Annotated in this window: 3 protein-coding genes; all 3 read right to left on the reverse strand. The window is 46.8% G+C overall.

Features of this window, described 5'->3' with window-relative positions; all coding sequences use genetic code 11:
* Positions 1-129: 129 nt before the first annotated feature.
* The 3 genes from HQN88_RS04595 to HQN88_RS04605 all read right to left on the reverse strand — a co-directional run bounded on the left by HQN88_RS04595 (position 130) and on the right by HQN88_RS04605 (position 11,974).
* Positions 130-8,811 carry a fibronectin type III domain-containing protein gene (locus HQN88_RS04595; RefSeq protein ID WP_173109061.1) on the reverse strand — a complete coding sequence of 2,894 codons (8,682 nt, stop codon included), beginning with the start codon at positions 8,809-8,811 and terminating at the stop codon, positions 130-132.
* A gap of 264 nt (positions 8,812-9,075) precedes the next feature.
* On the reverse strand, positions 9,076-10,008 hold the full coding sequence (locus HQN88_RS04600) for a D-2-hydroxyacid dehydrogenase (RefSeq protein WP_173109062.1): 933 nt from the start codon (positions 10,006-10,008) through the stop codon (positions 9,076-9,078).
* An 898-nt stretch (positions 10,009-10,906) separates the two neighbouring features.
* On the reverse strand, positions 10,907-11,974 hold the full coding sequence (locus tag HQN88_RS04605; protein WP_173109063.1) for a metallophosphoesterase family protein: 1,068 nt from the start codon (positions 11,972-11,974) through the stop codon (positions 10,907-10,909).
* Positions 11,975-12,064: the final 90 nt, after the last annotated feature.

Here is a 12,064-nt window from a genome sequence, read left to right on the forward strand (position 1 = left end):
CTCCCTGCCCTGTTGGAATCTACGTTCTTATCGAGTGAACCACACAAATCCATATTTTTCAATACAAAGGTTGATTACTTGTTCTGGAGAAAAAACCGTCAAGGCCAACAGCCCTAACGGTTTCTTCCATCACCATTTATATTGCAAGCATTGCTTCACTTTCGCTGCAGCTTCAAGCTTAACAGATGGTTTGAACAGATCTTTCACATTTTTGCGCAAATCATCAAATTTCCCCTTAATCGCGGATTTAGAGAGATCCGTGAGATCTAGCTGAACCGGTCCAGCACCCAGCTTGGCAATGAGAGATCCTTCCCCTTCTTTGCATGGATCCCATGCCTTGAAGTATTTGGCCCCTAATTCACCCTTCAATGGACCATACTGGGCTTTGGCTGCAGCTTCGAAAGAAGAGCCGCCTTTGGACAGGTCCTCGAAAGGATCGACTTCCAAGCCGCCGCCTGCGCCAACGCCTGCTTCCGCACAGGCGGATACGCCATCTTCTGTCGCGCACACTTTGCCGCCGATACCAACGCCGGCATATGCGGATACTCCTATGCAGAACAAACCACAGGGATCACGCAGTACGATTGGATTGTTACCGACATAGGCATAGACGTTCGCCTCCCCGCTGTCCAGCAGAATCGGATCACGCGCTGTCCATCTAGCGGATACAGGGTCATAATCTCTTGCGCCGAAGCGCACAAGACCAGTAGCCCGATCCTCGAGCCCTCCTGCGAAGCCAATTATCAGCTCGAATCCGGGATTGGAATCGCTTAGCAAAACGCCGAAGGAGCTATAGCGAAGCTTTTTAACAGAATCACCTTCCTTATTCAGAACTTCCTTCGGTGTACCTACATTGTCCGTCATCACATAATAGCGCTGACTTTCACGTTCCAAGCCGATAAGCAAGCCCTCTTCATTATAGAAATAATTCGTTAGTACACCGTTCTTATCGATGGAAGCCGTCAGCATTTGGATGAATTCTGGGTGACCATACAAGTATTTTTCCATAGAGCCGCCACCTTCCCGAGCTGTCCGTCGCCCAATGGCATCATAAGCATAACGGTAAGTATTGCCAGTGACAGTCGCTTCCAACAGTTCGCCACGTATCCCATAACGATAGGTTTCCCCGCCTCGATTTGTCAGGAAGCCATCAGCGTCAAAGGCATACCCAACGGATCCTACTGTTAAGAGCTGGCCATGTGTATCGTAACTATTCATTACTAAAGCAGAATCATTCACCTGTTTACTCATACGGTTCTTACTGATGTCGTAAGTGTAAACTTCATCATAGGTACCTTCTGTACCAGTTTTGAGCGCAGCTAAAAGTTGACCATCCGCGTCGTATTCGTAATGAGTTTGATTCACTGCACCTCCAGAGAAAGTTTCCTTTTCATCAGAAAGAAGTCCTCGTGTATCGTACGTAAACTCGCTGCTGGATTTGAGCTGGCCTCTCCAAAGGTAGTTTCGCTGTTCGAGTTTACCTAGATCATCGTAGGTATTCAAAATCTGAAACGAACCGTCTGTGATCGAATTCACAAGACCATTAGCTTCATGTGAGATTTGGAAAGGTCCGAACTCCGTCATTTGTTCGTCGCGATCCCAGCCTATCTCAGTGTTATGAACGATCGTCTTCGGCTGCCCGTAGACTTCCTCCGTAACAGTTGTGCGGATATTCGTAATGTTCGTCACATTGGCACCCCTATCAAAACTATAATCGAAAGTGGCGTTCGCTGCTCCTTGCAGCACCATCTGAAGGACCTCACCTCCGCCATACGTGTAACCAACAGATTGCCGCAGATTAGGATTCCCAACTTGCTCGGTTACCATCTGTGTAACGCGGTCTGTTGCGTCCCCGTACGTAAAGAATCGATTCAGATCAGGATCATTCATGCTTTGGATTCGCTTGCTGCCACCAGACTCAAATCCATACTGTAGAGCGCGCCCACTGGCAAGAATCGCCTGGTCAATGAATCCAGCAGTATCATGTGTCAGTGTTAGCCAAGGCTGCCCGCCTTCTGAGGTAAATGTGCTTAGTTGATTCAAGTTATTATACTGTTGCGTGTAAATGGTTCCATCGGGCAGCGTCGTTTGCGCTGGATTCCCATTCTCATCATAGTCTTTGTAGTAGGTCTTACCACTAGGTTGTTTGATCATAGTTAAGAATCCAGCCTCATTATACCCATATTCCTTCCTGTTGCCAGCTTCGTCAGTCTCCGAAACCAGCTCTCCGCTTGGGTTATAGGCATAAGTGATGGAATGACTGCCCTGTGAAATCGTATGAAAACGTCCACGCTCATCATATGTGTAGAGGATCGGCTGAAGCGGTTGATTCGGATATTCAACACGTACAATGCTGCCAGTATTGTCCAAATGGGATACTTTAATGAGCCCTTCCGCAGACGTCTCCACATACGTTCGTGCAGTTGCATCATATTTGATGGAAGACGAAGCACCATTGACAACCGAGGTTTGTGTTAAAGAAGTAAACTGACCTTGATTGTCTCTTTCTACGACACGCGTCTCCGAATACGTAACAACGCGTCCGTCAGGTGTTGTAATTTTCATCTGATTGAGTACAGGTGCATCCATGCCGTAACGAGGATCACTTTCGAGCTTTTGCGTAACCTTCGTGCCATCCGTATAGGTCATTTCTTTGGATCCATCAGATTTATAAACGACAACTGACTTGGCGCCACCTGGCTCCGTAATAGTACGCGTTGTAAAGCTGCCAACTTGGCGGGTCTCATACACCGTTTGACGATTAGCAGCATCGGTGAATGTGACGGAAAAACCATCGCTAAGTTCGTTGCGTGTTAACGTTTTCACCCCGCCAGCAGGTGTTTTCGTCTGAACAAGATAGCCTTTGTCATCATAGAGATAGTCCGATTTATGCCGATTCGGATCCGTAAAAGATGTCAGCAATCCTTTCGCGGTATACATCATGTCGTACTGATAGCCGAGCTTGCCACGTACGGTTATTAGTTGACCTCGCTCATTGACCGTTAGCTCTGTCCGTTGACCGCCAGGCGCAACAATCGCTGTAGGCTTGCCAGAAGCATCCCGCACGATCGTCGTACGATTACCGCTGCCATCTTCAAGCTGAATCAACCGCCCCTCTGCATCATAGCCGAAACTTTGCATCACTTTGCCCGTTAGGGCATGAACCGTCTGTGAATGACGTCCGTTTAACGTATCGATCTGAGTCAATGTGATACCGTCATCGTTCGGAATACTGGTCTTACTCACCTCAGCGCCAATACGGAAGAAATTTGGTGTAATTCCACGTTGGTCATACGTTATATACATCGGATTCCCCTTCTGATCCACACCAATTAGTCTCACGTAGTTAAGGGTAAAATTATTTCTCTTTACGTAGGCCAGCGCATCCGTCTGATCGACAAGATGTACAATGCCATCCGGCGTTATTTTGAAAATGGGTCCTAATGTCGTGTTGACGGCGTCTACCTGCATGTAGATATTTTCTTGTCCGTCCACAAAAATCTCTCGTACTAAGAATCGCGAGTTGATTGCGTTCCTCCCATCTGCTATGACGGGATCAAACTTGCCCATGCTTGCATCTCCTGCGATTAATTCCAGTGATCCGTTTTTGGTTATCTTCCGAATACGGCTCTTTACACCCCAATAGTCATACATGTTATCCAGCACATAGATCGTACCGTTTGGACTAGAGAAGATCCTGCCGTAACCGATATTAGCTGGTGTAGCTGATCCATTATCAGGGCCATATCCCGTCCTGCCTGCATGATAGACATAACCACTTGCATCAAGCTTATAGTATTGGATTGTAGTAATAGTGCTGCTAGGATGGTTGCCTTCAAAATACAAATTACCTTCGCTATCCGTCGAAAATGCGCTGAAGTCGCCGCCTCCAGTTTCCGTTCCCTTAGTTCCGTCTGGAATAACGGCTGAACCATAAGATCCCTTGCCGACAACACGCTGCCAATCAGAATCGTTAGGTCCTTTTTTATATATGCCATCAAACAAATAGGACAGATATAAGGTGCCATCCGGACTCACTGTAAAAGCTTTTGGAAAGCCTTGTGAGGGGAACGTTGCCACTTTGAGGGAAACATTGTCTGGTGTTACCCGCACGATCGACAATTCATTGAGCACACTCGTATTTCGAACTAAGAAATAAAAATCAGAGCCAACTATTGCGTACAGAGATTGATCTACATAATATTGTTGTTGCCCCATTTGCGGACTGAGCGGGTTGAATTGACCACTGTCCTTTTTCTGCGTTTGCCCATCACCATTAAGCAATTTCTTAGTCGTATTATCAAAAATATGATGCGTATCCAAGCTCCACCCTGCCACACCTTGTTCTTCATAAGGATTTACAGGTGAGATAATCATTCCTTCATACGATCTCGTGACCATCATTTCCGAGCTTCTTTGCGAACCGATCCCCCCACCAACAGAAGGAAGTCTTGCCCAACTCATTGCGAAGCCTTCAGGTGTAGGATAATATACCGGTTTATAATGATATCTCACCGTTACTTGATAAGGATGATCGCCAATAAGCTTGCGGCCATAGCCATCGACGCCATCCCATTTGAACGTATACCATTGGTTACGCGTTAATGGCAGCGATTCATAAACGGATTTGCCAGCCACATGGATGATAACTGAAATTCCTAGAACGGATGCTGGCAGCGGCGAGGAACTTGTAACTGGAAACTGAACCGTTGAACGTTCCTCATACCCTGCCGTCCGTTCACTTTGGTAACGAAGCGTATACGGTGTGCCAGGAATGGCTATCGTCTCGCCAATTGATTGATCCTGACAACCGATGATGGAGCCCGGCTGTTTGCAAGGTTCTTCTCTCGGATCCGGCTGAGGCGATTTTTTCGGTGTTGGATTCGGTGGCGCAATAGCGTCACTTGGCGGTCCATATGGCCAGTTATGATCCCAAGGTGTGAAATGAGGAATTGGTACACGCCACAAGCTTTGACCCACCGTGTATAACCCCGCTAGTTTCTGCAGTTCTTCGTCTGCGATTTGGTAGAATCCTAGCTTCGTACCGCTATCAGCTGCACCATCACCGTCCGTATCAACCAACGCCTTACCTGCTTCAATCCCAACAATCTGAATAATAACCCCGTTCTGTGCTGGCACCCAGATCCCTGACTTGCGGTCATAGTACGCATTAGGCACGGAAGAACCTACAGGGAATTCAAGGAAATTATCAACATAGTGATACAAGGGTTGGTTAAAAGTAACCTCTGTCGCCCCCGCCTCCACAGCTTCGTCAGCCGACAGCTCCACCGCATAGGTATAGCCGACATTCTGCGGCAATACGCCAGGCATCGCTTCAGTTCCTCTACTACCGACCGTATATTCCGTGGCTCTGAAATGGATCTGCGGAAGCGATTGAACGGTTCCATCTGGCAGTGTCATCGTGGCTGTTGTGCCCTTAGGTACAACAATCGTCGATGTACGTTCCCCATCTTCATCTTGGACCGTTGTTCCACGGGCTACTTGCGTGTCCGTTGCATTGGCAAAGTTAAGCTCCGTTACTTTGGCATCGTAGGCGAGCAGCACCACATCCTCCAATGTGGTATAGGTGCCCCATGTCATCTTCTCCGGACGCTGGGCTAGCAGATAACCTATCTTGCTGAACTGGACAGTTAGTAAACCTGTTCCGTTGACCACCAAATCATAGGCCCCATCCAATCGACTTAACGTTTGACCATATTCGGGATGATTCAGAATACTCACTTTCACTCCGCTTAGAGGCAGACCCTCCGCATCAAGCACTTTACCGCGCAGCACAGCTGAAACATCGGTACGAATCGCTCCTGGGATAACCCCTGCTTGCACGGCATTGCTGCCTGTATACAGGAATTGGGTTTGATCAGCGAAAGAAGGTATGCTCGTCAGCGGAATCTCAGGCGCTGCAGAAGCGGGATCGTCCGGAATGGCTTGCTTGACTGGCGTAAGATTGATAGATGCCGATTTAGCGGATTCATTGCCATTACTATCATAAGAGGTAACGGCGAAGTTGTAAGTCGTTCCATCTGTTAATCCTGCAACGGTATAAACAGTCAACTTCTTAGCGTCTCCATTCAAGTGCCAAGTGGCGCCGTTGTCCGTTGACGAATAAATGTTATAACCGGCTACATCGCTCTCATTGTTCGCTTGCCAGATGAGGGATGAACTGCCGTCAATTGCGCTGCCGTTCAGACCAACTGGTGCAGCAGGCGCTGTCTGATCGGCGCTGATCGGCGCAGCAGTTACCCATGCAGATTTGGCCGATTCGTTGCCAGCATAGTCGAGTGCTGTCACTGCAAATGTATATTGTTTTCGGTTGGTTAAGCCCGTTGCTTGATATGTTGTTGCATACCCCGTTGAAACACCGTTGCGCCATGTCGATGCGCCATCGTCGGAAACATAAAGCTTATAGCCTGCCAAATCTTCTTCATGATTCGGTGACCATGTCAGCTGAATTTTGGTGTCTCCGATGGTGGCAGCAAGCCCCACTGGTGGAGCCGGAAATTCTGTGTCTGGCTCCTCCTGTGGCGTGAGTGAGACCATATCGGATTTATCAGACTCATTGCCGTCATTATCATAAGCGGTAATGGCGAAGCTGTATGTTACGTCATAATTTAAGCCCGTGAATGTATAAGAAGATAGATAGGGATATATCTGCCCCTCCAATATCCAGTTGCTTCCATTGTCAGATGAAACATAGAGATTGTATCCGGCAAGATCGCTTTCGTTATTCATTTGCCAAATCACAGTCACCCGATCTTGGCTCGTCGTACCTGCAAAACCTGAAGGTATAGCAGGAGCCGTCGTATCTGGTATTACTTCTCTACCGGGGGTCAGCTCAAGAAATGAGGCAGCTGATTCTTGACCATCATGGTTATAAGCTGTCAACTTAAATTTGTATGGCTGACCGTTGGTTAAACCGGCCCACGTCAGCGTCGTGTTGTTGGCGGCATCCCATTCTTCGTAATAAGATGCGCCTTCATCATCGGCCGATGTGATTACCATATTATAACCTTCCGTAACCGTATCGATATTCGGGAGCCAGGTTAAGTAAACTTCACTGTCGCCAACCGTGCCGTCAAATCCTGTGGGTTTTGACGGCGTCTGCTGGCTGAGCTGCACGGTGAGCGGGCTTGATTTTGAAGACTCATTGCCGGTCTTGTCAATTGCCGTTACAGCAAAAGTGTACACGGTACCGTTCACTAAGCCTGTTGCCGTATAGGAACCCGTCGTTATGGCACCGGCTGCAAGTGACCACGTTACTCCGATATCTAAGGAGACATAAACGTTATAACCTGCCAGATCCGCTTCCGTATTTGCTGTCCAACTCAGCGTAGCCTGCTGATCTGCTCGCTGGGCTTGCAAGCCAGTTGGCATCGCCGGTGCTGTTACATCCGCTGAACCACCACCCGGAGAGACGCCTCCACTTCCTGGGCTTCCACCTGAAAAGCCACCAACTGGACTAACCGTTCCGTCCAGCGCGGACAACCGGCCAATTTCAGTTAATTGGCCCGGTCCTTTCGCGTGTACTTCTTGCTGTACCTGGACCAATTGGCAAGCACATCCGTGTTTCTTGCTGTCTTTCGTTCCTAGATCAAGGACCTTCAGGATGTCCTGGAATGCACCATTTGTAAGAATGGAATCCGCTATTCCTGTTTGATCCGTGAATAATTTCCAATTTTCCAACGAGAGCAATGATAATTGGTATGTACGATCTGGCAGTACGGACGCTTTAAATGTCCCATCTATCCCTGATACTGCGAAGAACGTCGGGTTCGTTGTGAAAGTCACGATAACACCCTGAAGCGGCTCTGCGTTCTCTCCTACAACCTTGCCCGAAAGTGTTGCAGCCGGGTTAGTTTGCACGTCAACCATTTGGTTGGGTGAGCTTAGCTCCACAACTTGATACGCAACGGATCCGCTATCGCTAGTAGCGTTGACATCGTAAGAACCATAGGGCAACTTAACTTCATAATCGCCCAAAGCATTCGTCCTTCCGGTAGCCAGAAGGGCTCGCTTGCCTTTGTCATGAATCTGTACGAGGGCTCCTTGCAGAGGACGTCCGTCAGGTGCTTTTACTAACAGCTTTAAGCTCCCCTCTTGTTTAACCGCTGACAATTTCCAAGCGCGATGCAGCATAACAGCAGCTTCAGCTCTCGTTACCTGATTGTAAGGACGATAGGTCTGGTCTTCATATCCTCGAACGATGGCCGCTTTGCTCATGGCCCCAACGGCTAGTGCTGCCCATCCTGGAATCTTAGACTGATCAGCAAAATCTGACGAGTGGGATGTATCCAACTTCAATACGCGTTGTAACATTACGGCAATTTCGATCCGGGAGATCGATGCACTAGGACGGAATGTGCTATCCTCATACCCCTCAATTAATCCCAATTCGGCTGCTTTGACAATATCACTGCTATGCCGTTGATCATCAATATCATTGAAAGTTGGGTTATTTTTTTTATTTGTAGTATCCATACCACTGAACTCGGCGACATGAAGGAGCCAGACGGCAGCATCCGCTCGAGTTAATGCTGTGCTCGACTGAAAAGTGCCGCTTCCTGATTGTTTATCTACAATACCTTTACTAAGCAGCTCCTCAATCTCAGCTTTAGCCCATATAGGTAGAACATCTTTCTCTGTCGTATTTGGAGTCGTTGCAGATGTTGCAGGTGCACCCTGCAGCATCTCATCTACCATTTCAGCACTCATCACGGCAGGTAAAGTCGATTGAAACAACACCAATAAGCTGAGCATCATCGCCCAATTCCTATACCACTTACGCATTCTCATTTGAAACCTCCTGACCTTATATCACATCTCCCTTCATTATGAGTTCGACTAGAGGCTCGGAGTAGAGACTAATTACATAAAAATCCCAGTGACTCGTCATCATTCTTCTCATGACAAGTCATACGTTCTGCATGCAATCGTCATGATTCATCCAGTTCAATGTAGCTTTTTTTGAGATTGTTAAGGTTTCACTCCTCCTAACTTATTCAAAATTCTTTTCTCGCCAACGCCAAAAAGAGCCCTAAGTGGGCTCATAGGTATGTTCTAATATCCTCTTTTGACATCTACCGATTGGCTAATTCGTTCCTGTCCACTATCCATTTCTCCGAGCACTTCGAGCAACCCTTCAATAGCTTCATCCACCCCAGTAATGGCAGAAATATGCGGAGTAATCACTACGTTCGAATGAGCCCACAACGGCGACTGTACGGGCAATGGTTCCTCTCTAAAAACATCGAGAACAGCTCTACGCACCTGTCCTAGTTCAATCGCTTCCAGTAGTGCGTTCGCATCCACCGAAGCTCCTCTCCCGACATTCATGAATCCCGCACTTTGCATATAGGAAAATAAGCGTCTTTCAAATAAACTTTCCGTGATGGATGTTAAAGGCAGCGTATTTATGACCCAATCGGCTTGAGGCAACACAACATGCATATCCGAAATCGGCAGAACTTGGTTAAACGGAAGGTTCGCTGCGCCACTGCGAGAAATGCCATATACAGTTACGCCAAATGTTCGAAGCATTCTCGCTACTTCCTCGCCAATCGTACCCGTTCCGAAAATGATGATGTTCAGTTCATGCAGCAGCTTCTGTTGTGTAGGCAGCCACACTCTTTGTGTCTGAGCATGTTGGAAATCTGCATGCCGTTGCAGATCGGCAAGTATATAACTTAAGCAATATTCCGCTATTTTCCGCCCAAAACTGCCTACCGTGCGCGTTAACACAACATCCTCTTTCCACTCTCGATTAGTTAGAAATGCATCAACACCAGCTCCAAGAGCATGAACCCACTTCAGCTTACCGAAATGAAACGACTCCGTCGGTTTAAATGCCACATAACCATCCGCCCATTCGAAGTGATTCGGACGTACGTCCGCTTCTGGCAGAAACAGATACTCCCTTTTCGTGTCCAGTAAAGCAAGCTGTTCTAGCTCTTTATACATTCGTCCAGTCACTATGATTTTTTTGATATCCAACAAAATTGCCCCCTCAGAGTCCGGAATAATACATGATAGTAACTTATTGTACCACGGTAGATAAATTAGAGGGAAATGTCGACTGGTCTAAGGGGCAGGGAATGGCTAGTGATAAAGATGGTTAAATTTAATGCTTGATACTGGATGCGGAATGGGGATCTGGGATCTGGGGTCTGGGATCTGGGATCTGGGATCTGCGGTCTGCGATCTGCGGTCTGCGGTCTGCGGTCTGGGTCTGCGATCTGCGGTCTGCGGTCTGCGCACTGAGATCTGAGTCTGGAAACTGAGATCAGGGAGTTTAGAATTTGTTGGTGGGATTGTAGAACGTACGCAACTTTTTTGTATTTTGTATTAAATGGAAAATGTCCATCTATTTCAGGCTGATTTCCTCGAAAAATTGATTTAACTGTAAAATATGTAGTTAAAACAACCTCTTTTAACCAGATCGAGAAAAATATCTAAAATTAACTGTAGGTTATCCATCTATTCTGATTTTGAACGCGAAAAACCAAATTTTAACTGTATAAAATCCATTTATTCTCATCGGATCCTAAGAGATTTACTAAACTTTCAACAAACCTACTCACCATTCGAACGCAACAAATTTCAGTACCCACACTTCCTTTCCTTTCCTTTCCTTTCCTTTCCTTTCCTTTCCTTTCCCCCTCCCTCTACTCCTACTCATATCCATCTACTTTCTACTTTCTAACTTCTCCCATCTCCCTTCTCCCTTCTCCCTCCCCCTACCCATACTCCTGCACATACTCCCACTCACTCTCTACTCGCTCCTAGCATGACACATAACGCACTTTAGTAAATAAGTGGGATCTTCAAAAAGAAAGGACATGCCCCATGAGCACGTCCTTGTCCTTATTTACAATTTACGTGGTTTATACAACTACGTTTCTTTTATATGAACCATTGGTACGGTGTACTTAGCCGATTCGATCCAGGTCTTATCGGAAAATTCTCGACCACGAACCACCACTTCGTTATTGTAGATTTGCACGTACATGCCCTGCGAACAATTGAGATTGTCAGCACTTCGTGTTTTGCCGACAGACGCATTATTGAACCAGTGAAAGGTGTTCTGTGTATTATAATGATTCTCCGTTGCAAAATTACGATGGGTATGTCCGGATAACACAAACACATTCTTATATGGCGCTAAAATGGCCCGGAATTCCTTCGCTCTGAGCAACTGAGGCGGTTTCCCATCCATATCCGGTGCTGGTAACGGCTGGTGGATGAAGATGAAAGCGGGCTTTCCATCCTCATGGGACTTCATACAATTCTCGAGCCAAGCAAGCTGCTCATCCGAATACCATGCGCCTTCCCCCACTTCTGGCTTCTCCTGCACATACGTCTCTTGAGACATTATAATTAGATGCACATCATTCATCCATACATCCTTATAAGGCTTATCCTTATATCCAAAAAATTTCATGAAGCGTTCGCGGGACATTGCGTCGGTTTTCCCATTAGGCACGGTATCAGCAGACCAATCTCCCTTACTACTTATCCAAATGTCGTAATAGTCATGATTACCCATATTCGCGTAAATAGGAGGTAGTTTGTATTTGTCCAATACTTTTCGGAACAGCTTGTAATCCACTTCACGGCCCACATCCGTAACATCGCCTCCGAAAACAATCGTATCTACCGGCGTTTCAAAGTGACTGATATCCTTCAAGGCGGAATGTAGTTTATCTGTAATCGTAGAAGTACCATTGTCTGAAATATGCACATCGCTGAGTAAGAAAAAAGATAGCAATAATCGATTATTGTTGGAATCAACCGAAACTGGTTGTGCGGAAGCTTCCGGGATGATTTGCTCCTCCGAGACATCAGCTAGCGCTACATTCGTTTCAGGCCCCTTTAGCGTTTGTTTGAGCAGCGCGCCAACACCAGTTAATGCGAACGCAGTTGCTAGCAATCTTTTGATAAACTGTCTTCTCGAGATCATGAACTTTCCCCCCAGGGATGTACCATCTTATTAAATTAGCTAGTTATAATTTAATTTTATCATATTCTGGCGTTGATTTTGGTAATATTC

Source organism: Paenibacillus qinlingensis (genome assembly GCF_013204845.1).
Taxonomy (GTDB): Bacteria; Bacillota; Bacilli; order Paenibacillales; family NBRC-103111; genus Paenibacillus_E; species Paenibacillus_E qinlingensis.